This is a genomic window from Stenotrophomonas sp. YJH_SMC_122 (assembly GCF_059369535.1).
On record NZ_JCAFST010000001.1, the window covers coordinates 640,906 to 665,432 of the forward strand.

At 65.8% G+C, this 24,527-nt stretch carries 18 protein-coding genes and 1 tRNA gene; 17 read left to right on the forward strand and 2 right to left on the reverse strand.

The features are described from left to right. The first annotated feature begins 168 nt into the window (after positions 1-168). The 12 genes from folP to AC5P66_RS03110 all read left to right on the forward strand — a co-directional run bounded on the left by folP (position 169) and on the right by AC5P66_RS03110 (position 12,010). Positions 169-1,065 (forward strand): dihydropteroate synthase, encoded by an 897-nt coding sequence (gene folP, locus AC5P66_RS03055; RefSeq protein ID WP_049412877.1) that lies wholly within the window; start codon positions 169-171, stop codon positions 1,063-1,065. Next, a complete protein-coding gene (gene miaA / locus AC5P66_RS03060; protein WP_049439900.1) occupies positions 1,065-2,018 on the forward strand; it encodes a tRNA (adenosine(37)-N6)-dimethylallyltransferase MiaA in 954 nt (317 codons plus the stop codon). Before folP ends, miaA begins: the two co-directional genes overlap by 1 nt. Before the next feature lie 97 nt (positions 2,019-2,115). Further along, a complete protein-coding gene (hfq, locus tag AC5P66_RS03065) occupies positions 2,116-2,391 on the forward strand; it encodes an RNA chaperone Hfq (RefSeq protein ID WP_004152891.1) in 276 nt (91 codons plus the stop codon). Between the two features lie 14 nt (positions 2,392-2,405). Beyond that, on the forward strand, positions 2,406-3,716 hold the full coding sequence (hflX, locus tag AC5P66_RS03070) for a ribosome rescue GTPase HflX (RefSeq protein WP_111097230.1): 1,311 nt from the start codon (positions 2,406-2,408) through the stop codon (positions 3,714-3,716). Between the two features lie 119 nt (positions 3,717-3,835). Beyond that, entirely contained in the window at positions 3,836-4,330 is a 495-nt protein-coding gene (locus AC5P66_RS03075; RefSeq protein ID WP_049412881.1) for a CinA family protein, read from the forward strand. A gap of 34 nt (positions 4,331-4,364) precedes the next feature. Then, positions 4,365-6,047 carry a 2-polyprenylphenol 6-hydroxylase gene (gene ubiB / locus AC5P66_RS03080; protein WP_111097231.1) on the forward strand — a complete coding sequence of 561 codons (1,683 nt, stop codon included), beginning with the start codon at positions 4,365-4,367 and terminating at the stop codon, positions 6,045-6,047. A gap of 203 nt (positions 6,048-6,250) precedes the next feature. After that, positions 6,251-6,886: a transcriptional repressor LexA gene (gene lexA, locus AC5P66_RS03085; RefSeq protein ID WP_005412936.1), complete on the forward strand. Its 636-nt coding sequence runs from the start codon at positions 6,251-6,253 to the stop codon at positions 6,884-6,886. Positions 6,887-7,090: 204 nt separating this feature from the next. Further along, on the forward strand, positions 7,091-8,128 hold the full coding sequence (gene recA, locus AC5P66_RS03090) for a recombinase RecA (RefSeq protein ID WP_049412870.1): 1,038 nt from the start codon (positions 7,091-7,093) through the stop codon (positions 8,126-8,128). A gap of 110 nt (positions 8,129-8,238) precedes the next feature. Further along, the gene (gene recX / locus AC5P66_RS03095) at positions 8,239-8,730 is read left to right on the forward strand and encodes a recombination regulator RecX (RefSeq protein WP_049412869.1); all 492 of its coding nucleotides are present in this window, start codon (positions 8,239-8,241) and stop codon (positions 8,728-8,730) included. Between the two features lie 109 nt (positions 8,731-8,839). Then, positions 8,840-11,488 carry an alanine--tRNA ligase gene (alaS, locus tag AC5P66_RS03100; RefSeq protein WP_263467498.1) on the forward strand — a complete coding sequence of 883 codons (2,649 nt, stop codon included), beginning with the start codon at positions 8,840-8,842 and terminating at the stop codon, positions 11,486-11,488. A gap of 147 nt (positions 11,489-11,635) precedes the next feature. Beyond that, positions 11,636-11,839: a carbon storage regulator CsrA gene (gene csrA, locus AC5P66_RS03105; RefSeq protein WP_004152909.1), complete on the forward strand. Its 204-nt coding sequence runs from the start codon at positions 11,636-11,638 to the stop codon at positions 11,837-11,839. Between the two features lie 78 nt (positions 11,840-11,917). Further along, a tRNA-Ser gene (locus tag AC5P66_RS03110) sits at positions 11,918-12,010 on the forward strand. A gap of 120 nt (positions 12,011-12,130) precedes the next feature. On the opposite strand, the gene AC5P66_RS03115 is transcribed toward AC5P66_RS03110, so the two are convergent. Then, positions 12,131-14,461 (reverse strand): TonB-dependent receptor, encoded by a 2,331-nt coding sequence (locus AC5P66_RS03115; RefSeq protein ID WP_263467499.1) that lies wholly within the window; start codon positions 14,459-14,461, stop codon positions 12,131-12,133. A gap of 221 nt (positions 14,462-14,682) precedes the next feature. On the opposite strand from AC5P66_RS03115, the gene AC5P66_RS03120 reads away from it, so the two are divergent. Continuing rightward, positions 14,683-15,165: a hypothetical protein gene (locus tag AC5P66_RS03120; protein ID WP_049412863.1), complete on the forward strand. Its 483-nt coding sequence runs from the start codon at positions 14,683-14,685 to the stop codon at positions 15,163-15,165. A gap of 51 nt (positions 15,166-15,216) precedes the next feature. On the opposite strand, the gene aceE is transcribed toward AC5P66_RS03120, so the two are convergent. Then, positions 15,217-17,892, reverse strand: coding sequence for a pyruvate dehydrogenase (acetyl-transferring), homodimeric type (aceE, locus tag AC5P66_RS03125; protein ID WP_111096401.1), 2,676 nt, complete (start codon positions 17,890-17,892; stop codon positions 15,217-15,219). A gap of 321 nt (positions 17,893-18,213) precedes the next feature. Here aceE and AC5P66_RS03130 point away from each other — a divergent pair, with 321 nt between their 5' ends. The 4 genes from AC5P66_RS03130 to AC5P66_RS03145 all read left to right on the forward strand — a co-directional run bounded on the left by AC5P66_RS03130 (position 18,214) and on the right by AC5P66_RS03145 (position 24,428). Continuing rightward, positions 18,214-18,729, forward strand: a complete 516-nt coding sequence (locus AC5P66_RS03130; RefSeq protein WP_049412859.1) for an RNA polymerase sigma factor — start codon at positions 18,214-18,216, stop codon at positions 18,727-18,729. Continuing rightward, a complete protein-coding gene (locus AC5P66_RS03135) occupies positions 18,726-19,748 on the forward strand; it encodes a FecR family protein (RefSeq protein ID WP_263467500.1) in 1,023 nt (340 codons plus the stop codon). The genes AC5P66_RS03130 and AC5P66_RS03135 overlap by 4 nt, the downstream gene beginning before the upstream one ends. A 140-nt stretch (positions 19,749-19,888) precedes the next feature. After that, positions 19,889-22,822: a TonB-dependent receptor gene (locus AC5P66_RS03140; RefSeq protein WP_495216081.1), complete on the forward strand. Its 2,934-nt coding sequence runs from the start codon at positions 19,889-19,891 to the stop codon at positions 22,820-22,822. A gap of 10 nt (positions 22,823-22,832) precedes the next feature. Next, positions 22,833-24,428, forward strand: a complete 1,596-nt coding sequence (locus AC5P66_RS03145; protein ID WP_099495522.1) for an alkaline phosphatase D family protein — start codon at positions 22,833-22,835, stop codon at positions 24,426-24,428. Positions 24,429-24,527: the final 99 nt, after the last annotated feature.

Below are 24,527 nucleotides of genomic sequence, written 5' to 3' on the forward strand. Positions count from 1 at the left end.
CCGAGCTTACATGGACGTACTTGCAGCGGCCCCCGCAACCGGACCCATCCCGCCATTCTTCAGTGAACCCGCTGTTGCTCCGGCTGTTGCTGTAGCTCTGGCCTCTGCGGGTGCAGGGCGCCGCCCTGCCGAACTAAACTACCCGCCGTTGTCCCTGCAGGATTGCCCATGTTCGATACCTCGCCCCAGCTCGATTGCGCCGGCCGCATCCTGCGCCTCGACCGTGCCCGGGTCATGGGCATCGTCAACGTCACCCCGGACTCGTTTTCCGATGGTGGCGCGCACGACACCACCGAGGCCGCAGTCGCTCATGGGCTGAAGCTGGTCGAGGAGGGCGCGGACCTTCTCGATATCGGCGGCGAATCGACCCGCCCGGGCGCCACGCCGGTATCGGTCGAGGAGGAGCTGGGCCGGGTGATTCCGGTGATCGAGCAGCTGGCGGTCCGGACCCACGTGCCGATCAGTATCGACACCTTCAAGCCGGAAGTGATGCGTGCGGCCGTGGCCGCTGGCGCCGGCATGATCAACGACATCTTCGGCCTGCGTCAGGAGGGGGCGCTGGACGCCGCCGCGGAAACCGGCGTGCCGGTAGTGCTGATGCACATGCAGGGCGAACCGGGCCACATGCAGGCCGATCCGCACTACGACGATGTGGTCGCCGAGGTGCACGGCTTCCTGGTGCAGCGCCTGTTCGCTGCCGAGATGGCAGGCATCGCGAAGAAGAACCTGCTGATCGACCTCGGTTTCGGCTTCGGCAAGACCACCGGCCACAACATGACCCTGCTGGCGCGTTCGGAGCGCTTCCTGGAACTGGGCGTGCCGATGCTGGCCGGCCTCTCGCGCAAGCGCAGTCTCGGTGAACTGACCGGTCGCGATACGCCGTCCGAGCGGGTAGCGGCCTCGGTGGCCGCGCACCTGATCGCAGTCCAGCGTGGCGCGCGCATCGTGCGCGTGCATGACGTGGCGGCCACCGTTGATGCGCTGAAGATCTGGCAGGCGGTGGAAGCCGTACCGACGCCGCGCGCCGACGCTGCGCCGACGATCCGCTGGCCGGACGAAGACTGATGGCTATCGATCGGCGGCCACTGGCGATCGCCGTGATGGGGCCGACCGCCAGTGGCAAGACCGCCACTGCGATCGCCCTGGCACGGCAGCTGGGTGGGGAAATCGTCAGCGTCGACTCGGCGCTGGTATACCGCCACCTGGACATCGGTTCGGCCAAGCCCGATACGACGGAGCGCGCGCAGGCGCCGCACCATCTGCTGGACCTGCGCGATCCCTGGCAGACCTACTCGGCGGCCGAGTTCGCCGCCGATGCCGGGCGGGTCGTGGCCGACATCGTGGCGCGTGGCAGGACGCCGATCCTCGCCGGTGGCACTGGCCTGTACTTCCGGGCGCTGCTGCAGGGCCTGTCGCCGATGCCGGAGGCCGAGCCGGCAATGCGCGAAGCGCTCAGCGCCGAGGCGGCCGAGCGTGGCTGGGCGGCACTGCACGCCGAGCTGGCCAAGGTCGACCCGGCCGCCGCCGCACGCATCCATGCCACCGACCCGCAACGCATCCAGCGGGCGCTGGAGGTCTATCGCCTGACCGGTATCCCCATTACTGAATGGCAGCGCCGGCCGGGTGTGGCGCCATTGCCGGTGCGCACCCTCAAGCTGATCCTGGCCCCACGCGACCGGGCGGTTCTGCACCAGCGCATCGAGGCGCGCTTCGATGCCATGCTGGGGCAGGGCTTTCTCGACGAGGTGCGAGCATTGCGCGCGATGCCGGAAATGGCCGCCGTGGCGGCGCCCCTGGACCTGCCGGCCGTGCGCGCGGTCGGCTATCGCCAGGCCTGGGAGTATCTGGACGGGGAGGGGGATGCCGTCCGTTTCCGTGACAAGGCGATCTTCGCCACCCGGCAGCTGGCCAAGCGCCAACTGACCTGGCTGCGCGGCGAGCTTGATGCGCGCTGGTTCGACCCCCATATCGACCACGAGCGCCTGGCCGGCGCGGTGTCGACCTTCGTCGCACGCTGAATCCCCGCCAGCCGTGTAACATCCATCGGTCGGCGGGCGGCTCGGGGGCCGCGGCAACCGTCGGCAACCCAATAAGAACAATAATCAGGAGTGTGCAATGTCCAAGGGGCAATCGCTGCAGGATCCTTTCTTGAACGCACTGCGGCGCGAACGCGTGCCGGTTTCGGTGTACCTGGTGAACGGCATCAAGCTGCAGGGCACGATCGAGTCGTTCGACCAGTTCGTGGTCCTGCTGCGCAACACGGTCAGTCAGATGGTCTACAAGCACGCCATTTCCACCGTCGTTCCGGCACGCAACGTGAAGGTGGGTCCGGGCGGTGGGTACGTGCAGTCGGGTGAAGGTGGTCAGGCAGGTGATGAAGCAGACGAGTAATACCGGAGCGGTGAATGTTTGACCGCTCGAAAAAGGGCGAACACGCCCTGTTGATCCAGCCCCATTTCGGCAAGCTGGAAGACGATGTGCTGGAAGAATTCGGTGATCTGGCCCGCTCGGCCGGGGCCAGCATCGCCGCGACGATCACTGCGCGCCTGCACCGTCCGAATCCGTCGACCCTGATCGGCAGCGGCAAGCTGGACGAGATCAAGGCTGCGGCCGACGCCAGCGGTGCCGACCTGATCCTGGTCAACCATGCGTTGAGCCCGGGCCAGGAGCGCAACCTGGAACGTTTCCTCGAGCGCCGGGTGATCGACCGCACCGGCCTGATCCTGGACATCTTCGCCCAGCGTGCGCACAGCCACGAAGGCAAGCTGCAGGTCGAACTGGCACAGCTGCGGCATCTGGCCACGCGGCTGGTGCGCGGATGGACCCACCTGGAGCGCCAGCGCGGCGGTTCGATCGGCCTGCGCGGCCCGGGTGAAACCCAGCTGGAAACCGACCGCCGCCTGCTGCAGAAGCGGGTGGAGCAGCTGCAGAAGCGCCTGGAAAAGGTCGAAGTGCAGCGTACCCAGATGCGCCGTGCGCGTGTGCGCAGTGAGCTGCCGCGCGTGGCCCTGGTGGGCTACACCAACGCCGGCAAGTCGACCCTGTTCAACGCCATGACCGGCGCTGAGGCCTATGCCGCCGACCAGCTGTTCGCAACGCTGGATCCGACCGTGCGCCGCATCGCGGTTCCGGGCGGCAACGTAGTGCTGGCCGATACCGTCGGCTTCGTCCGCGATCTGCCGCATGATCTGGTCGCGGCGTTCCGCTCGACCCTGTCCGAGGCGCGCGAGGCCGACTTCCTGCTGCATGTGGTCGACGCCGCCGATCCGCACCGCGAGGAGCGCATCGCCCAGGTCGACGAGGTGCTGACCGCAGTCGGTGCCGGTGATCTGCCGCAGTTGCTGGTGTTCAACAAGATCGACCGCATTGAAGGCGCCGACGTGCGCCACGATGGCCAGGACGGTATCCCGGACGAGTCGCGTCGCGAGCGGGTGTGGATTTCCGCGCGTGACGGGCAGGGCTTGGACCTGCTGCAGGCGGTGCTGGGCAAGCGCCTGGGACTGCAGCACGTCACCGGCGAACTGCGCCTGCCGCCGGATGCGGGCCGCCTGCGCGCGCGCCTGCACCAGCTGGAAGTGATCCGTAGCGAGCAGGCCGATGAGGACGGTTGGCTGCTGCAGGTCGACCTGCCGATCGCCGAAGCCGAAAAGCTGGCCGCCAGTGCCGATGGCGCCCCGATCCGCGCGCTGCTGCCGGAAAAACTGCCGGAGTGGTGAGGTAGCGGCCGATGCCGGGTAGTGCCGGCCGCTGGCCGGCAACGCAACCGTGCCGGAGGGGCGCGACATCCGCCTGTCATCTGCGGTACAACGGGGTTCTTCACCCCACCGTCATGCCGATGTCCATCCCCACCGACGCCGATCTCAATGCCCAGTCCGCCGCGCTCGGGCAGCGCCTGCAGCAGGCCTCGCTGCAGCTGGTGACCGCTGAAAGCTGCAGTGGCGGCTGGATTGCAAAGTGCATGACCGACATCGCAGGTTCGTCGGCATTCTTCGACTGCGGCATGGTGGTCTACAGCTACGAAGCCAAGCAGCGCCTGCTCGGCGTGCGCGCACAGACGCTGGAGCAGTTTGGCGCAGTCAGCCGCGAAACCGTGCTGGAAATGGTTTCCGGCGCGCTGGTCAACTCGGGTGCCGGCATCGCGGTGGCAGTGACCGGCATCGCCGGTCCGGGCGGTGGCAGCCCCGGCAAGCCGGTCGGCAGCGTCTGGATCGGCTGGAAGCGGCGTGGCGGCTACGCCCGCGCCGAGCTGTTCCAGTTCGAGGGCGACCGCGAAGCCATCCGCCGGCAAACCGTGGCGGCGGCATTGCGCGGCATCGACGCCCAGCTGTGACATGCTGCTCCGGTAATCGTCCGGAGCACGCATGATGTGGGAAACGCTGGGCACGGTCCGTGACCTGGGCCGACTGCAGGAAATTGCGGTTGTCCTGATCCGCTATGGTTTCGGTGACGTGGTGCGGCGCATCGGCCTGGCCACCACGCTGGAGCGCGCTGGGCGCCTCCTGCACTGGAACGAGGATCGCCAGGAACTGCTGCGGATGACCGCGCCGGTGCGCGTGCGCAGCGCGATGCAGGATCTCGGCCCGACCTTCGTCAAGCTTGGCCAGGTGCTGGCAACGCGCGTCGACCTGTTGCCGCCGGAGTGGATTGCCGAGCTGTCCGAACTGCAGAACGCGGTGCCGGCCCTGCCGTACGCCGAGATCCGCGGGCAGCTGGAGGCCGACCTGGGCGCCTCGCCTGCAGACGTGTTCGCCTTCCTCGATGAAATCCCGATGGCCGCCGCCTCGCTGGCGCAGGCCCATCGCGCGCGCCTGCATGACGGCCGCGAGGTGGTGCTGAAGGTGCGGCGCCCCGGTATCCGCGACGTGGTCGAGGCCGACCTGCGGTTGCTGGCGCGCCTGGCCGAAATCGTCGAGGCGCGGCTGCCGGACCTGCGCCGCTATCGTCCAGCCGAGGTCGTGCAGCAGTTCACCGTGTCGCTGCGCCGCGAGCTGGATTTCGCCGCCGAATGCCGCAACGCCGAGCGCATCGCGCGCAACTTCAGTGGTCGTGACGACATCCTGATCCCCAGCGTGCACTGGCAGTGGACCTGCGAAAGCCTGAACGTCCAGGACTTCGTCGACGGCATTCCCGGGCGTGACCTGGCCGGCGTCGATGCGGCGGGCCTGGACCGGCGTGAACTGGCCCGGCGCGGTGCCGACATCGTGCTCAAGATGGTGCTGGAGGACGGCTGCTTCCACGCCGACCCGCACCCCGGCAACATCCTCTACCTGCGTGACGGCCGCATCGGCGTGATTGACTTCGGCATGGTCGGCGCGTTGTCCGAAGTGCGCCGCTTCCAGGTCGCGCAGCTGCTGCACGGGCTGGTCGAGCAGGACCCGCAGGGCGTGGCCGATGTGCTGCTGGACTGGGCCGGCGGCGTGGAAGTGGACGAGAACCGCCTGCAGCACGACATCAGCCAGTTCGTCGACCAGTATCGCGGCGTGCCGCTGAAGGACCTGCGCATCGGCCTGATGCTGGGTGACATTACCCAGCTGCTGCGCAGCTACAGCCTGACCCTGCCGGCCGATCTGGCGCTGATGATCAAGGCCTTCCTGACCCTGGAAGGCATGGGCCGCCAGCTGGACCCGGATTTCGACATGGCCAGTGCCGCACGCCCGTTCCTGGAGCGTGTGGTGCTGCAGCGCTATGCGCCCAGGGCGCTGCTCAAGCGTGGCCGGCGCAGCCTGCTGGGGCTGGTCGACTTCGCCGGGGAATTGCCGCGCGACCTGCGCAAGCTGGTCCAGGCCGCACGCCGCGGCCGCCTCCAGCTGAAGGTGGAAACCACTGCGCTGCAGGGCTTCGGCGAACAGGTGAATCGGGCAGCGAACCGGCTGGTGATGGGTATCGTCACTGCCGCGCTGATCATCGGGTCCTCGATCGTCATGCACAGCGTTGGCGGGGTCTCCAGTCGCTGGCTGCTGGCGCTGGGGGTGTGCGGTTTCATCGGCGCCGGCTTCTGTGGCGTGTGGATCCTGTTCTCGATCTGGAAGAGCGGCAAGCACACATAGCGTGCTTGCAGCAGCGGTTCCCCGCGGGAACCGCGGAATCGCTGCGCGATTCCTGTAGGGCCGACCGCTGGTCGGCTGCTTCTGCCGTTGCCGCCCGGCCATTCGCCCAACTGCCGAGCATGGCTCGGCACTACAGATCCCCATCACCTGTTTGTCGTACCCGGCACTTGCAGTTGTGTGCGTTAGTAGTAATACTACTAACCATGGACCTGACCGACACCCAGCAGGCGATCCTGCAGTTGATCGCCGAGCGTATCGAGAGTGAAGGCGCGCCGCCCTCGCAGACTGAAATCGCACGTGCGTTCGGCTTCAAGGGCGTGCGCGCGGCCCAGTACCACCTGGAAGCCCTGGAGCAGGCTGGTGCGATCCGTCGCATTCCGGGCCAGGCTCGCGGCATCCGCCTGGTGCAGGCACCGCCGGTCGAAAAGCTGGCCGAGCCGGGCCTTCCGGACAGCGTGCTGCGCTTGCCGGTGCTGGGCCGGGTCGCCGCCGGCCTGCCGATCGGTGCCGACATCGGCTCTGACGATTTCGTGGTGCTGGACCGGGTGTTCTTCTCGCCAGCGCCGGACTACCTGCTGAAGGTGCAGGGCGACTCGATGATCGACGAGGGCATCTTCGACGGCGACCTGATCGGCGTACACCGCACCCGCGACGCACATTCCGGGCAGATCGTGGTGGCCCGAATCGATGACGAGATCACCGTCAAGCTGCTGAAGATCGCCAAGGACCGCATCCGCCTGCTGCCGCGCAATCCCGATTACAAGCCGATCGAGGTGCTGCCGGACCAGGATTTTGCGATCGAAGGCCTCTATTGCGGCCTGCTTCGGCCCAATCGTTGACCCGCTCCATAGCGCATTACCCCGCGGTCTTTTGTGGCGATTCTCTGGTTCCACTGAGGTTGGTACGGATGTCCGATAATTCTTTTCAGAGCGCCAGGCAGAATCTCAGCCTGTGCGATACGTCCGACTTAAAGTGAACCCATGGCAAAGAAGACCCCCAAAGACAGCACCCCCAACGACATGACCTCTGCAAGGACCAATACGATGGACGAGAACAAGAAGCGCGCCTTGGCTGCTGCTCTGGGCCAGATCGAGAAGCAGTTCGGCAAGGGCTCGGTGATGCGCATGGGCGACCGCGTGGTCGAGCCCGTCGAAGCCATCCCGACCGGTTCGCTGATGCTCGACATCGCACTGGGCATTGGCGGTCTGCCGAAGGGCCGTGTCGTTGAGATCTACGGGCCGGAATCCTCGGGCAAGACCACCCTGACCCTGCAGGCCATCGCCGAATGCCAGAAGATGGGCGGCACTGCGGCCTTCATCGATGCCGAGCACGCGCTGGACCCGATCTACGCCGCCAAGCTGGGCGTGAACGTGGACGACCTGCTGCTGTCGCAGCCGGATACCGGTGAGCAGGCGCTGGAAATCGCCGACATGCTGGTCCGTTCGGGCTCGGTCGACATCCTGGTGGTCGACTCGGTCGCCGCGCTGACCCCGAAGGCCGAAATCGAAGGCGAAATGGGTGACCAGCTGCCGGGTCTGCAGGCCCGCCTGATGAGCCAGGCGCTGCGCAAGTTGACCGGCAACATCAAGCGTTCCAACACCCTGGTGATCTTCATCAACCAGCTGCGCATGAAGATCGGCGTGATGATGCCGGGCCAGAGCCCGGAAACCACCACCGGCGGCAACGCGCTCAAGTTCTATGCCTCGGTCCGGCTGGACATCCGCCGTATCGGTGCGATCAAGAAGGGCGATGAGATCATCGGCAACCAGACCAAGATCAAGGTCGTCAAGAACAAGCTGGCGCCTCCGTTCAAGCAGGTCATCACCGAGATCCTGTACGGCGAAGGCATCAGCCGCGAGGGCGAACTGATCGACATGGGCGTGGATGCCAAGCTGGTCGAGAAGGCCGGCGCCTGGTACAGCTACGGTGATGAGCGCATTGGCCAGGGCAAGGACAATGCCCGTGGCTACCTGCGCGACAACCCGACCGTCGCCGCCAAGCTCGAGGCCGAGCTGCGTGAGAAATTCCAGCCGGCCGAAGCGGCCCGCGAGGAAGGCGACGACGAAGGCGACGACGAGTAAGGCTTGCTGTGGGGCAGGGCGGCGCCGTCAGTGACGTCGCCCTGTCCCGCAGGTTCGAATCGCCCAGGGATGGGCAGGGCGCCAAGGACGGCGCCACCCTTGGAGCACCGATGTCCGACGCCGAAGACATTCCGACCGGCCGCAAGCGCCGGCCGCGTGAGCAGACCCCCGTGCAACGGGCGCTGGGCCTGTTGGTCCGCCGCGAACACTCGCGCAAGGAACTCACCCGCAAGCTGACCGCCCGTGGCATCGAAGACGAAGCCGCGCAGGCCGCTGTCGCCAGGCTGACCGAGGCGGGCTGGCAGGACGACACCCGTTTTGCCGAGAACCTGGTGCGGATGCGCGCCAATACGGGTTATGGCCCGATCCATGTCCGTGCCGAGCTGGGCACCCATGGCCTGGACAGTGCCGCGATTGCCGCGGCGATGGACAGTTACGATGGCGACTGGCAGGAAAATGCCCGTGATCTGGTCCGCCGGCGCTTTGGCGAGGCCGGTCCGCAGGATCTGACGCAGCGGCGCAAGGCCGCCGATCTGCTGGCCCGACGGGGCTTCGACGGCGACAGCATCCGCCGTGCGACCCGCTACGACCCGGATGACTGAGACTGGCGGCGCCGGGCCTGATACCCTTTAGGTTTTCGGCGGTCCCTCGCGACCCTGGCCAACACGGCCGGTGGTCCGGGTCCGCCGGCCCGCAGACTGCCAGCCCCCAATGAACGCATCCGCCAAATTCACGACATCCCAGATCCGCAGCGACTTCCTTGAATTCTTCAAGGGCAAAGGCCACACCATCGTGCCCTCGGCGCCGCTGGTGCCGGGCAATGATCCGACCCTGCTGTTTACCAACTCCGGCATGGTGCAGTTCAAGGACGTGTTCCTCGGCGCGGAGAAGCGTAGCTACGTGCGCGCGGCCGACGTGCAGCGCTGCCTGCGCGCGGGCGGCAAGCACAACGATCTCGACCAGGTCGGCTACACCGCACGCCACCACACCTTCTTCGAAATGCTCGGCAACTGGTCGTTCGGCGACTACTTCAAGAAGGACGCGATTGCCTGGGCCTGGGAGCTGCTGACCCAGGTATGGAAGCTGCCGGCCGAACGCCTGCTGGTCACCGTCTACCAGACCGACGACGAAGCCTATGCGCTGTGGCGCGACATGGTCGGCGTGCCGGAAGAGCGCATCGTGCGCATCGGCGACAACAAGGGCGCACCGTTCGCCTCGGACAACTTCTGGCAGATGGCCGACACCGGCCCGTGCGGCCCGTGCACCGAGATCTTCTACGACCACGGTGACCATATCGCCGGTGGCCCCCCAGGTTCGCCGGATGAAGACGGCGACCGTTTCATCGAAATCTGGAACCTGGTGTTCATGCAGTTCGACCGCCAGCCCGACGGCACCCTGGTGCCGCTGCCGGCGCCTTGCGTGGATACCGGCATGGGCCTGGAGCGCCTGGCTGCGATCCTGCAGCACGTGCACACCAACTACGAGATTGACCTGTTCCAGGCGCTGATCCGCAAGGCCTCCGAGCTGACCGGCACCGCCGACCTGGAGAACAAGTCACTGCGCGTGATTGCCGACCACATCCGCGCCTGCTCGTTCCTGATCGTCGACGGCGTGCTGCCCTCCAACGAAGGCCGGGGTTACGTGCTGCGCCGTATCATCCGCCGCGCCCTGCGCCATGGCTGGATGCTGGGCGTGCGCCAGCCGTTCTTCAGCAAGCTGGTGCCGACGCTGGTCGAGCAGATGGGCGAGGCCTATCCGGAACTGCCGGCGGCGGTGGACACCGTCACCCGTGCGCTGCAGGCCGAGGAAGAGCGTTTCGCCGAAACCCTCGACGCCGGCATGAAGATCTTCGAGGACGTGGCCGGCAAGGCCAGCAATGGCGTGATCCCGGGCGTTGACGCGTTCCGCCTGTACGACACTTATGGCTTCCCGCTCGACCTGACCCAGGACATTGCCCGCGAGCGCGACCTGACCGTCGACATCGCCGGCTTCGATGCCGCGATGGAACAGCAGCGCGAAACCGCACGGGCAGCCGGCAAGTTCGGCGGCGGCGTGACCCTGCCTGCCGAGCTGGTGGCAACGCTGAGCCCGACCCTGTTCCTGGGCTACGACCGCCTGCAGGCTGACGGCCTGAGCGTGCTGGCCCTGCTCAAGGACGGCCGTCCGGTGCAGTCGGCCGATGCCGGTGACGCAGTCATCGTCATCACCAACCAGACCCCGTTCTACGCCGAGTCCGGCGGCCAGGTCGGTGATACCGGCGTGCTGACCGGCAACGGCGTGCGCCTGGCGGTGGACGACACCCAGAAGTTCGCCGGCCAGTTCCATGGCCATGTCGGCACCCTGTCCGAAGGCCGCCTGAAGGTCGGCGACGTGCTCTCCGGCCAGGTCGATGGCGAGCGCCGTGGCGCCACCATCCTCAACCACTCGGCCACCCACCTGCTGCACGCCGCCCTGCGCGAAGTGCTGGGCACCCACGTGCAGCAGAAGGGCTCGCTGGTCGCTCCGGACCGCCTGCGTTTCGACTTCTCGCACTTCCAGCCGATCAGCGCGGAAGAGCTTGCCGTGATCGAGCGCAAGGTCAACCAGCAGGTGCGGGCCAACAACGCCGCCGAAGTGCACACCATGGGCATGCAGGAGGCGCTGGATTTCGGCGCGATGGCCCTGTTCGGCGAGAAGTACGGCGAGCACGTGCGCGTGCTGAAGATGGGGGACTACTCCACCGAGCTGTGCGGTGGTACCCACGTCAACCGTACCGGCGACATCGGCCTGTTCAAGATCACCTCCGAGGGCGGCGTCTCTGCGGGCGTGCGCCGCATCGAGGCCGTTACCGGCCAGGGCGCCCTGGATTACGTGGACGCCGAAGAGGCCCGCCTGGCCGAGGCCGCCGAACTGCTCGGCGGCAGCGCCACCGACGTGGTCGAGAAGATCCGAGCCCTTGGCCAGCGCCAGAAGCAGCTGGAGCGTGAACTGGAAGCCGTGAAGGCCAAGGTCGCCGCCGGTGCCACGGCCGACCTGTCCGGCCAGGCCGTCGAGGTTGCTGGCGTGAAGGTACTGGCTGCCCGCCTGGAGGGCTTCGACGCCAAGGCCCTGCGTGACGCCGTGGACCGCCTGAAGCAGCAGCTGGGCGACGCGGTCATCGTGCTGGCCGGCGCCCAGGATGGCAAGGCGGCCCTGGTCGCAGGCGTGAACGGCAGCGCAATGGGCAAGGTCAAGGCCGGGGAACTGTTGTCCCATATCGCCGGTCAGATCGGGGGCAAGGGCGGCGGACGCCCGGACCTCGCCCAGGGTGGTGGCGAGGACGGGCCCGCCCTTGCCACTGCGCTGGCTGCAGTCGTCGAATGGGTCAGCCCCCGCCTGTGATGAACCTGGCCGTCCCCCTCCTTGTAGGAGCGGGACGGCTGACGGTACCATTGCGAATCTTTTCCCTTTGTCGTGGTAGCGCTTCTTGACGGAGCGTCAAGCCGGTGGGGGATACCCTTCCACACGGTTCCATGGAGACTTACAAAAATGTTGATCCTGACTCGCCGCGTCGGCGAAACCCTGATGATCGGTGACTCGGTGAGCGTCACCGTGCTTGGCGTCAAGGGTAACCAGGTGCGTATCGGCATCACTGCGCCGAAGGACGTCGCTGTGCATCGCGAAGAGATCTATCAGCGCATCCAGCGTGGTGATGAAGCCGGTGGCACCGGTAGCGAAAATTCTGCCGAATAACGCTTTACCTTCGCACTCGATTAACGTTATGATTCACGCCCCGCTGAGGTGCAACGCACCAGACGCGGAGAACACCCCGGAGTGATGCCCGAGTGGCCGAAGGGGCTCCCCTGCTAAGGGAGTATAGGGTCAAAAGCTCTATCGAGGGTTCGAATCCCTCTCACTCCGCCAGATACAAAGAAGCGCGTGCAGATCCTCGATCTGCAGGCGTATTTCTTTGCGCGGACGCAGGGTCCCGGCGTGCCATCCAGCGATCATTGATCGCTGGATGGCGACCGAATCAGGCTCTCCTCAGAGCTTTAGCGTCACACCCACCTGGAAACCACGCCCCGGCAACGGCGCGATGTATTTCAGCGGCGAGTTGTGTGGACGCGCTTCTTGATTCAGCAGGTTGCTGCCGTTGACGAACACTTCCATGCCGGCGATGTAGCTGTTGCGCACCGGCAGTTCGCGGCTGACCTGCAGGTCGACCAGGTTGAACGCATCCAGCGGGATTTCCTCGCTGACGTTGCGGCCGAGGTACTTCTGCGTGCCGTAGTAGGTGCTCGACAGCTGCGCCTTCCAGCCTTCGCGCTGCCACTGCAGGCTGGCACCGTAGCGGTTGGTCGGCATGTTCGGCAGGTACTCGCCATCGTTGTGGGCGCGCAATGAATCGGGGCTATCGGCCTTGTTCTTCACCAGGTCGGCGAAGGCGGACACGTTCAACGTGCCGTAGCGGCCCAGGTCCAATGCCTGCGAGGCATCGATCTCGAAGCCCTTCACCGTGGTGTCGGTCTGCTTCCAGTACTTCAGCGGCAGGCGGTTGGCCGTCTGCACGCCGGAGTGACCCAGGTACAGATAGTTCTCGTACTTCATCCGGTAAGCGGTGGCCGACAGCTCGAAACCGCCGATGTGGAACAGGCCGGTCAGCTCCAGGTTCTTCGCGTGCTCAGGCTTGAGGTTCTGGTTGCCTTCTTCCTGGGTCATCACCGAATAGTGTGCGTTGCTGGCATACAGCTCGTTGATCTCCGGTGCGCGCTGCGAGGACGAGTAGCGCACCTTGGCGGCGAACAACGGACCGAGCTCGACATACGATCCGAGGCTGTAGCTGTTGAGCCGGTAGTCGCGATCATCCAGTTTCGTGTTGGCGGCATTGCGCGCGGTCCTGAAGCGGCTGGGCTGCAGCTCGTGGTCGACGCGCTCGTGGCGCACACCCGCATCGAAGGTGGCCCAGCCGACGTCCAGTGTCTCTTTCAGGAACACCGCGTTGCTGCGAGTGTCGACGTCGGGCAGGTAGCGCAGTGAACCGCTGCCGGTGACCTCCCGCGACTGGTGGCTGAAGCCGAGCAGGCCGCTGAGCGGCCCGAGCTGCAGGTGACTGAGCAGGAGCTCGGCCTGGCTGCTCTCGAAGTCGTAGTCATTGGCCCGGGTGCTGCCCAGGCGCTCGCCCGAAGTGTTGTCCAGCTTCGATGCACGCAGCTCCGCGCGCTGGAACCACGGCAGCGGATCGCGCAGCAGGGCTTCCAGTGCGTAGCGTTCCTGTTTGATCACCACGCCCACCGGCAGGCCATCGGCATAATTGGAACCGAACGCCAGGTTCTGCATCGAGAAGCCCGGTACGCCGTATTCGCTGTCCTTGGCATCGATACTGACACCCACGTAGCCGCGGTCGAAGAACAGCGTCGACCCGAAGGCCACCTGCGAGTTGCGTGCGTAGCTGTTGCCCAGCCGGTGATGGTAGTCGGGCGTGACATCGTTGTTGATCTGCTTCTGCACGTACGACGGCGTGCCGGGCACGTAGGCCGGGTTGGCCGGATTGATGTAGGTGCGGCGCTGCCAGACCGAGGTCGGATGGTTGGTGTAGAACGAGAAGTCACCATCGGCCCAGTCCGGATTTTCGGTCATGAACTGGTCGATGTACGGCTGCGAGGCCTTGTTGTAGATCTGCTGTACGCGTGCTTCCTTCTGGCAGCTGTCGGCCAGCGCCGAGTTGACGCCGCCGGTCGGCGGGAACAGGCGGGTGTTGCAGACGGCGGCCTTGCTGTTGCCCGGGATGTCGTAGTGCGAGATGCGCTGACGGGAGACCTGCAGGTTGGTCGAGAGGTTGCGCCGGTTGTTGAAGTTCATGCGGAAGCCCTGCGCGTCGGCGGCATTGAAGCCCTTGCGCAGGACCAGTTCCATCGACTGGTCCTTGTCTTCCATGCTGCGCGGGATCAGGCCCGAATCGATCTCAACACTGCCGCCGATCGCATTGCCGCCATAGCGCACCGTGTCCGAGGACTTGTTGACGGTGACGCTGCGCACGAACAGCGGATCGAACGGGATGTTGATGTCGCCGCTGATCGCGTTCATGCCCAGAATCGACTGGCCGTCCTGCAGGATCTGCACGCGGTTGCCGGTGAGGCTGCGGATGACCGGGGCGCCCGCGTTCGGCCCGAAGGCGGTGCTCTGCACACCGGAGACGCGCTCGAGCAGGCCGCCGAGGGTGCGGTTCTGCGCCTGCGGATTGTCGACGGTGACCCGGCTGTCGATGCGCGAGGGTTGCGAGGCCTGGACCTGGAGGGTGGGGAGGGTGGGCTCGTCCGCGGCCTGGGCGGTGTGGACGGCGAGCAGGATGGCAGCAGCAAGCAGGTGGCGACGCATGGCAGGACTCGTGAAGGCGGAGTGAAATGTTATAACGTAACTATTTGTATCGGCAAGGACGGATGAGACCTTGCCGCCAGACCGAAATCGCGGGGGGCGCGAATGAGGTTGCCGCGTGTTCAGCGCCCTGCTTGTGCCGGGCGACGATGCCGGGCACGATCCGAGGCGCTGCGCCCCACAACGCGTCACGCAGAATCTTCTTCACTGGAACGGAGCAACGTATGAAGCTGTTGTCCGCTGTGTTGTTGTCTGCGCTTTCACTCCCCGCCGTTCCGGCGCTGGCAGTGGAGACTTCGCCTTCCCCACTGCTGGGGCGCTGGTCGCTGGATATCGCCACGTCTGCGCTACCCGAAGCGCAGCGCCCGAAGCACGTGGTGCTCGAGTTCAAGGATGCCGGTGGTGGCCGCTGGAGCTCGCACGTGGACATCGTCCTGCACGACGGCAAGACCATGAAATCCGACGGCACGCTGGCGCTGGACGGTACGCCGGGCCCTTTGTCCGGCACCTATGGCGCGGACAAGGCCAACCTGAAACTGCCGGCGCCGAACACGCTGGTGATGCAGCTGGTGGACCACGGCACGCCGGCCTCCACCCGTATCTACACCGTCGCCGATGACCAGGCAACGATGACCGAGACCAAGGCGTTCTACGGTCATGACGGTACGCCGATCCTGCAGACCAACCTGTTCAAGCGCATGCCGTAGCGATGCTGCATTCACCACGCCCGCAGGGCAGGCGTGGTGAATGCAACGGCCTTACACGGCGGCGGCCGGATCGCGCTTGCCGGTGTCGATGCCGTACTTGTCGATCGCCTCCTGCATCCGCGAGCGCTCGATGCGGCCTTCGTCGGCCAGCGACTTCAGGGCCGCCAGTACGATGAAGTGGCGATCCACTTCGAAGAACGTGCGCAGCGACTCACGCGTGTCGGAACGGCCGAAGCCATCGGTACCGAGTGCGATGAAGCGGCGGTCGTTGATGAAGGGACGGATCTGGTCGCCGACGATCTTCATGTAGTCGGTGGCCACCACCACCGGGCCTTCATGGCCCTGCAGGCACTGCTGCACGTAGGGCACGCGCGGTTTTTCGGCCGGATGCAGCAGGTTCCAGCGCTCGGCGGACAGCCCGTCGCGGCGCAGTTCGGTCAGGCTGGTCGCGCTCCACACATCGCTGGCGATGCCGAAGTCCTGCTGCAGCAGTTCTGCTGCGGCTTCCACCTCGCGCAGGATCGAGCCGCTGCCCATCAGCTGCACGCGTGGCTGCAAGGCGTTGTCGGCGGCTGCCGGATGCAGCAGGTAGAGGCCCTTCAGGATGCCGGCCTCGGCGCCTTCGGGCAGTGCCGGCTGCGGGTAGTTCTCGTTGAGTACGGTGATGTAGTAGTAGATGTCTTCCTGGTCGACATACATGCGGCGCAGGCCGTCATGGATGATCACCGCCAGCTCGTAGTTGTAGGTCGGGTCGTAGGACAAGCAGCTCGGAATCACCGACGACAGCACGTGGCTGTGGCCGTCATCGTGCTGAAGGCCTTCGCCCATCAGCGTGGTGCGGCCGGAGGTGGCACCGAGCAGGAAGCCGCGGGTCCGCGCATCGGCAGCGGCCCAGGCCAGGTCACCGACGCGCTGCAGGCCGAACATCGAATAGAAGATGTAGAACGGAATCGTCGCCAGGCCGTGGTTGCTGTAGGCGGTGCCGGCGGCGATCCACGAACAGATCGCACCGGATTCATTGATGCCTTCCTGCAGGATCTGGCCGTCCTTGGCTTCCTTGTAATAGCTCAGCTGGCCGGCGTCCTGCGGGGTGTACAGCTGGCCCAGGTAGGAGTGGATGCCGATCTGGCGGAACAGGCCTTCCATGCCGAAGGTGCGCGATTCATCGGGCACGATCGGAATCACCAGCTTGCCCAGTTCCGGGTCCTTCAGCAGGCTGGTGAGGATGCGTACGAAGCCCATGGTGGTGGACTGGCCGCGATCGCCGCTGCCCTGCAGCTGGGTGTTGAAGATCGACAGCGGCGGCAGCGGCAGCGGATCGACCTTGGCCAGGCGCGCCGGCAGCTGCCCACCCTGGATGCGGCGGCGCTCGGCGAAGTAGGCGGCCTCGGCGCTGCCCGGTTCCGGGCGCAGATAGGGCATCTCCTCCAGCTGCTCGTCGCTGACCGGCAGCTTGAAGCGGTCACGGAAGGCGCGCACCGCGTCGGCGCTCATCTTCTTCAGCTGGTGGTTGATGTTCTGGCCTTCACCGGCTTCGCCCATGCCGAAGCCCTTGACCGTCTTGGCCAGGATCACCGTCGGCCGGCCGCGGGTGTTCACCGCCTGCTGGTAGGCGGCGTACACCTTCTGCGGATCGTGGCCACCACGTGCCAGGGCCCAGATTTCGTCGTCGCTCATGTGCGCGACCAGCTCCAGCAGCTCGGGGTAACGGCCGAAGAAATGCTCGCGCACGTAGGCGCCGCTCTGCGACTTGAAGGTCTGGTAGTCGCCGTCCACGCATTCCATCATGCGCTGGCGCAGCAGGCCGCTGTGGTCGCGGGCCAGCAGGTCGTCCCAGCCACTGCCCCAGATCAGCTTGATCACGTTCCAGCCGGCTGCGCGGAAGGTGCCTTCCAGTTCCTGGATGACCTTGGCGTTGCCGCGCACCGGACCGTCCAGGCGCTGCAGGTTGCAGTTGACCACGAACACGATGTTGTCCAGCCGTTCGCGGCCGGCCAGCGAAATCGCCGCCAGCGATTCGGGCTGGTCCATCTCGCCGTCGCCGAGGAAGGCCCAGACCTTGCGGCCCTGGTGTTCTTTCAGTCCACGGTATTCCAGGTAACGCATGTAGCGCGCCTGGTAGGCCGCGGTCAGCGGGCCCAACCCCATCGACACGGTCGGGAACTGCCAGAACTCCGGCATCAGGCGTGGGTGTGGATACGAGGACAGGCCTTCGCGACCGGCTTCGCGGCGGAAGTTGTCCATCCGTTCCTGATCGATGCGGCCCTCCACGTAGGCGCGGCCGTAGATGCCCGGCGCGGAGTGGCCCTGGATGTAGATCATGTCGCCGTCGAAGGTGTCGGTGCGGCCACGGAAGAAGTGGTCGAAGCCCACGTCGTACAGCACCGCTGCCGACTGGTAGGTGGCGATGTGGCCGCCGACGTTGGAGTGCTTGCCGGCACGCAGCACCATCACCATCGCGTTCCAGCGGATCATCGCGTTCAGGCGGCGCTCGATGGCCAGGTCGCCCGGATAGGCCGGCTGGCGTTCGGGCGGGATGGTATTGACGTAGGCCGTCCATGCGCGGGTATGCAGGTCGCCGTGCTGCTGGGCGTCCAGCTCGCTCAGCTGGTCGATCAGGTAGTGCGCGCGTGGCCGGCCACCGGCCTGCGTCACCGCCTGCAGCGATTCACGCCACTCCTGGGTTTCCAGCGGATCGGTATCGAAGGGGATCAGGGATTGGTTCATGACTGTCTCCAGAGGGCGCCGGCTCTGCCTGGGCGACAACACCGGCAGGGCGCACAGCACTGGAGCGGGGTCGCAACGGCAAAGCCGTGACGCGAAGGGCGGCCGTGGCGGCCACCGAGGAGGCAAGCGTAGGTCCGGCCTCGCGCCTTCGATAGGCGGGCCCGGCTTGGGTCTCTGGCAAGCAAGGCTTGGCGTGGCACGCCGTATCATGCGCCGATGTGCCGGGCGGGGAATGCCTGGTACGTTCGTCTGCTGCAACGCCCCTGTCATCAATGGCCGTCACCCTGCTGGGCTTTCCAGCCTCGGGGTGGTTGGCCGGCCGTGAACAGCGTGAGGATCTGGGAGAAGAGCTACGAACTGCGGCGCCGGCTGCTGCGTGGCTTCTTCCTGCGCCGCGGTTCAGCCAGCGAAGATGCCGAAGACCTGGCGCAGGAGGTCTACCTGCGGCTGCTGCGCAGCACCGGCGAGGATGCCGACGCGGTCGACAATCCCGAAGCCTACCTGTTCACCGTGGCGGCCAACCTGGCGCGCGAGCATGCGCGCGCGCGGTCGTCGCTGCCGCCTCTGGAAGACGTCGACCTGCTGGCCGAAGTGCTGAAAAGCGAAGAAGACATCGAAGGTGAATTCGAGCGTGCGCAGCGCTGGAACGATATCCGCAGCACCATCGCACGACTGCCGGCGACCACGCGCCGGGTGATGGAGCTGCACTACCGCGACGGGCTGGACTGCCCGGGAATCAGCCAGCAGCTGCAGGTATCGGTGCACATGGTGCGCAAGCATATCGGCAAGGGGCTGGACGCCTGCAGGAAGGCGCTGGGCGCCAGGGAGCTCACATGAACCGGTATCCATCACGCAGGCCTGACGACGAGGTCGCACGTGAGGCGGAGCACTGGTTCCTGTGCAATCGCGAGGGGGTGCTGGACAAGGCCGGGCGTGTCGCGTTCCTGGACTGGATGAAGCGCTCGCCCGAGCATGTTCGCGCCTACATGCGCGCGCTCGCGTTGCACCGGCAGGTGGGCGAAGCGCTGCAATCGCCATTGGCTGACGAGGCGCTGGTGCCACCGCGGCAGGTTGCCGCCAAGGTGGTGCCGCTGTTCGGTCGTGCGCAGGCGCCGCCCCGCGCTGTGTTGCGTCCCGGTCGCGTGCGCTGGTGGACGGCCGCTGCCGCGGCCTGTGTTGCCCTGATCGGCGTGGGCCTGGTTTCGCAGGTGATGCCCACCCAGCAGCTCCACAGTGCCGGGCATGGTGAACTCCGCGACCTGGTGCTGCCCGACCAGACCCAGGTGCGGCTCAACGCGGACAGCCGACTGCGGGTACGCATGGGCTGGTTCAGCCGGAGGGTGGAACTGCTGCAGGGGGAGGCCACGTTCGACATCGCCCGCGACCGCCGTCCGTTCGAGGTGGAAGTGAACGGCCTGGAGATCCGGGATATCGGCACGGTATTCGATGTATCGCGACGGCTGCAGAGCACGCGCATCGGCGTGGTCTCCGGCGAGGTCGAGGTCTGGAGCCAGGGAGCGGGTGCCCGCCGCCTGGCCCAGTTGGAGCAGGGCCGGGTGGTGCAGGTCGATGCGCGAAGCCATGCCGTCGAGGCAGTGGACATGCCGCTGTCGATGCTGCTGGATTGGCAGCAGCGCAAGGTGTCCTTCCTCGATGAGCGGCTGGACGAGGTAGCAGCTGCGTTCAACCGGCACAACCTGGTGCAGGTGCGCGTGCTGGACGAAGGCGCGGCATCGGCACGGTTGTCCGGCAGCCTGGATGCGCATCGCATCGGTGCGCTGCAGGCCTTCCTCGAACGCGACCCACGCTTCGTGGTGAGGCGCGAAGGCGACACAGTGCGGGTTGGCAGTCGCTGACGCCTGCGTGGTCGTGGGCTGTCAGAAAAAATTCATCGAATCCGTGTTCTCCACTTCGGTGGAAGCGGGCTCTTACTTGGAAGAAGCCGCTGCCAAGTCACGCGGCGACCCCGCAGCCTTTTCTCTTCCAAGGACCCGTGATGCGCAACACGCTCTACCTGTCGATCATCCTCGCCCTGTCTCCCTGCAGCGTGCCAATGGCGGCCGCGGCCGCTGCCGATGGCCTTGAAGCCCGCGTGTCGGCGGCGATCCCGGCGCAACCGCTGGCACGTGCACTTGAGCAGTTGTCGCGCGGTTCCGGCGTGCAGTTCCTGTACTCGGGCAGCGGTGAAGCGCACATGGCCGGGGCTGTGCCGCGTGGCGCCACCGTCAAGCAGGCGCTGGATGCACTGCTGGCGGGTACCGGTCTGGGCTACACCGTGGTGGATGGCAATGTCATCGCCATCGATCCGGCACCCGCACGCAATGCGCCGAAGCCAGCCGCGCCGATGCCGCGCGAGGCCGGGGCGGTGCTGGCGCCGACCCTGGGCACGGTGAAGGTGATTGCCGCACATGAGGTCATTGACCAGAAGAAGTTGTCGCCGCTGATCAAGGATTCGGTGGTCTACGACGAGATGGACAGCTACGGCGACGAGACCCTGGCCGAGAGCCTGATGGCCGCTCCAGGCCTGAGTGCGGTGGAGGATGCCGGTGAGCCACGCTATGTGACGGTACGCGGCGTGCAGGCCAACCTCAACTACACCACCATCGATGGCATCGCGATTGCCAGCGTGGGTGGCAGTGGCTCCGGAGAGCGCATGAACAACCTGCAGCTGATTCCCAGCGACATCGGCACCCGCACCGACATCTACAAGAGCTTCAGCGCGGAGCAGGCACCGGATGCGATCGGCGGTGTGATCGACATCATCAGCCGCAGTGCCTTCGACCGGTCGGGCAAGTACGTCTTTGCCGATGTGGCAGGCATCTATTCCACTGCCGAAACCAACGTCGAGCGCAGCGCTGGCGGCAACCACGAGACCCTGGGCCATTTCGGCAAGAGCGCCAAGATGGTGTTCTCCAACCAGTTCGGCGCCGACCAGGGATTCGGCATCGTTGCGGTGGCACGCTATGAGCAGCGTTCACGCAACAGCGTCAAGCGCTGGGTGGAGTCGAACTACTACTACAACGACGCTGGAAAATACCTCACCGACGGCACCACGGGTCCGGACGAGGCCAAGGGCTGGAACGGCCTGCGTGCGCCTGGCAACTTCAGTACCGGCACCTACACCAACTTCATCACCAACTTCGGTGGCTCCGCCAAGCTTGAGTGGAAGCCCTCGGATGATCCGTTCTACGCATCGCTGCTGCTGTACTCGTACCGGTTCTACGAGAACTCGACGATGAACAAGACGGATCTGTATGGCAACGCCAGGTTTCCGATCCGCAACCAGACCGAGGACAGCGGTACCACCCAGATCAACAGCATCTACATCAAGAACCGCCACGACCGCTGGGACCGCAGCAACCGTGGCGCCATCGCCAGCTTCAACTGGGACATCGGCGACCGTTCGCGCCTGACCCTGCGTGGTGGCCACACCGAAGAGACCTTCCACAACAACCAGGTCTACTGGGGAGTGCGCGCCTACCCAAGCAATCTGTTCGTCGACTACGAGAATGACAGCCACGGGTTCCCAAACGCGGTAGCGGTTTCTGATTCCAGCCTGCTGACCAGCTCCGCGTTCAAGCTCAATCCGGCGCAGGCCTATGTCTCCCCGCGCGATGCCAAGGAGAGCATCGACAACCTGCGCGCGGACTTCAGCTACAACATCGACGCCGATGCGCGTGGCTTCGGCCTGGCCACCGGCGCCGAGTACCGCCACCTGAAGATCTGGCAGGACATCGACTTCGACTACTTCAAGAGTAGTGCCACGCTCAACGATTACCTGTATCCGGGTTCGACGCTGCTGGGCAGCGTGCCGGGCTTCCCGCTGATCGACAACCGCAAGTGGAACGAGGAACTGCTGCCGAAGCTGGGCAACAACAATGCGGCGTATCCGAATGCCAACTTCACCAGCGACTACAAGTACGTGGAGAACATCGCCAATGCCTATGTATCCGCGCACTACGCCTGGGACCGGCTGCTGCTGATCGGTGGCCTGCGCTACGACCACACCCGCTTCGATGCCTACAGCCCGTTCAGCGATGATGGGGGCACTACGTATACCTCCGCCTTCCGCAACACGAGCGGCGGCTACAACAACCTGCTGCCTTCGTTGAATGCGACGTTCAAGCTGAGCGAGGACCAGCGCCTGCGCTTCTCTGCCAGCCGTACGCTGGGCCGGCCGACGCCGAGCAACATCGCCCAGGCCACCAGCACCAGCTGTGGCGATGACGAGGAGGGCAGGGGCTTCTGCACCATCAAGCAGGGCAACGCCAACCTGCAGCCGCGCCGTTCCACCAACATCGACCTGGCGTGGGACCTGTACTTCAGCGGCAACAACGGCCTGATCTCGGTGGCGCTGTTCGACAAGGTGATCAAGGACGATATCTACACCCTGACCACGTTCGAGAACGTGGGGGACACCCGCTACCGGGTCACCCAGCCGATGAACACCGATGAGTCCACGCTGCGTGGCATCGAGTTCGCGGTCGCCAATCGCAATCTGCAGTGGGGCCGCCAGCGCTTCGACATGTACTTCAACGCGACGCGTCTGGAAGGCCAGACCCACTACCGCATCAGCGATGGCACCGCGCGCCGCCTGGATCGCCTGCTGTACCAGCCGGACTGGTCGCTCAATGGTTCGGTGATCTGGCGCATGCCGTGGAGGAGCGCGCAGCTGCGCCTGTCCGGAACCTACCGCAGCCGGATGCTGGTCGACTTCGGTGACACCGAATGGCTGGATTCGTACTACGACCCATACATGACGTTCAACATGGCATTCAGCCACAAGGTCGGCAAGCACGTGACCCTGAAGTACGAGGCCAAGAACCTGTTCAACACCCAGCCAACCTACAGCACCGGTCCGAACGGGCGTTTCCGAACCGAGATCGACGACTACGGCCGCTTCTTCTACTTCCACATCATCTACAACTGAGGGCAGCGCCGTGGATACGATCAATCGCAGGCGATTCCTGGCCTTGGCCGGCCTGTCTGCTGCCGGCGCCTGGATGGGCACGGCGTGCGCACTGGCCGCGCAGTCCGACGCCACTGCACTGAACCCACGCAACCTGCTGGCCTCGCCGCGCTTTGCCAGCACGCCCTTCACCCTGGGCGTGGCCTCGGGTGATCCCTCGGCCGATGGCATGGTGCTGTGGACACGGCTGGCGACCGAGCCGCTGGTGTTCGGCGGTGGCATTCCGGCCCGGCCGATGGTGGTCGAGTGGCAGCTGGCAGCAGACGAAGGCATGCGCAGGGTGGTACGCCAGGGTTCGGCAATGGCGCATCCCGAACTCGGCCACGCGGTGCACGTGGAGCTGGACGGGCTGGCGCCCGGACGGCCCTACTGGTACCGCTTCACCGTAGGCGGCCACGCCAGCGCAGTGGGTTGTACGCGCACGCTGCCGGCAGCCACGGCAGCGGTGGATCGCGTGCGCTTCGTGGTGGCCGGTTGCCAGCACTACGAAGAAGGCCACTACACCGCGTGGCGACGCATCGCCGAGGAACCGCTCGATTTCGTCTTCCACTACGGTGACTACATCTACGAAGGCGAAAGCCAGCCGGGCCTGCGGAAGATGAACGGCCAGCCGTTCACCAACCTGCGCAACCACGTCGGCCCGCAGATCTATACGCTGGACGATTACCGCCGCCGGTACGCCCAGTACAAGAGCGATGCCGACCTGCAGGCCGCCCATGCGTCGGCACCGTGGTTCGTCACCTTCGATGACCACGAAGTGGACAACAACTGGGCCGGCGCCGAAGACCAGGACGATACGCCCAGCGAAGTGTTCCTGCTGCGCCGCGCGCAGGCGTTCCAGGCCTACTACGAGAACATGCCGCTGCGCCGTTCGGCGTTCCCGCGCGACGGCCGCATGCAGATGTACCGGCGCGCACGCTACGGCACGCTGATGGACCTGCACCTGCTCGACACCCGCCAGTACCGCAGCAAGCAGGTGAACATGGCGCTGCGCGAGGAGGTGGAATCGCCGGAGCGCAGCATTGTGGGGGCGAAGCAGGAGCGCTGGCTGTTCGACGGCCTGGCCGATGCGGCGCCGCGCTGGCATACCATCGCCCACCAGGTGGCGCTGGGCAATTACATGCGCGAGAAGGACGGGGTAGTGCAGTCGTCCGACGACCAGTGGTCGGGCTATCTGGACAGCCGCCGGCGCCTGCTCGATCACATCCAGAAGATGGGCTTCGGCAACGTGGTGACCGCCTGCGGCGACGCGCATCGCCACTACGCCAGCGATCTGGTGCAGGACCACCGTGACTCGGGCGTGGTCTCCAGCGAGTTCCTCGCCACCTCGATCACTTCCGGTGCTGACGGCCAGGGCGTGGACGCGTATGCCAGGAACCAGCTTGCGCACAGCCCCTATCTGAAGGCGACTACCGACAAGCGTGGCTACGTGCTGTGTGATGTCACCCGCGATGCGTGGATCGGCGACATGAAGACGCTGGATACCGTGATGCAGCCCAATGGCGCGCTGCAGAGCTGGAAGCGCTATGCGGTGGAGCATGGCCGGCCGGGGCTGCAGGAGGCCTGAGTCTACCGGTCTGCGCTGTAGAGCCGAGCCCACGCTCGGCTGCTTTTTTCGGGGCAATGCGACCGGGGCGAAAGCAGCCGAGCATGGGCTCGGCTCTAC